Here is a 606-nt window from a genome sequence, read left to right as displayed (position 1 = left end):
CGCGACACGTTCGAGTCTCTCAAATGCTTGCAGCTCGCAGCGTTGTAAAACGCCTGTGGGTTGTGAGGTTAAGCGACTAAGCGTACACGGTGGATGCCCAGGCAGTCAGAGGCGATGAAGGACGTGCTAATCTGCGTAAAGCGACGGTAAGGTGATATGAACCGCTACAGCCGTCGATGTCCGAATGGGGAAACCCGGTGCACTCTGTGCATCATTGCAGCATGAATACATAGTGCTGCAAGGCGAACCGGGGGAACTGAAACATCTAAGTACCCCGAGGAAAAGAAATCAACCGAGATTCCCCCAGTAGCGGCGAGCGAACGGGGAGCAGCCCAGAGCCTGAATCAGCATGTGTGTTAGTGGAAGCGTCTGGAAAGTCGCAGGGTACAGGGTGATACTCCCGTACACAAAAGCACACGTGCTGTGAGCTCGATGAGTAAGGCGGGACACGTGGTATCCTGTCTGAATATGGGGGGACCATCCTCCAAGGCTAAATACTCCTGACTGACCGATAGTGAACCAGTACCGTGAGGGAAAGGCGAAAAGAACCCCGGCGAGGGGAGTGAAACAGAACCTGAAACCGTGTACGTACAAGCAGTGGGAGCC

Annotated in this window: 1 rRNA gene; it reads left to right on the top strand. The window is 54.5% G+C overall.

Going from position 1 to position 606, the window contains the following annotated elements:
* Positions 1 to 66 precede the first annotated feature (66 nt).
* Positions 67 to 606: ribosomal RNA gene (locus Q7C21_RS22465) — 23S ribosomal RNA — on the top strand; the annotation flags it as partial.

Source organism: Pantoea sp. ANP04 (genome assembly GCF_041982285.1).
Taxonomy (GTDB): Bacteria; Pseudomonadota; Gammaproteobacteria; order Enterobacterales; family Enterobacteriaceae; genus Pantoea; species Pantoea eucalypti.
Note: the sequence above shows the minus strand (reverse complement) of the source record. Positions and strands in the feature narration are given on the sequence as shown.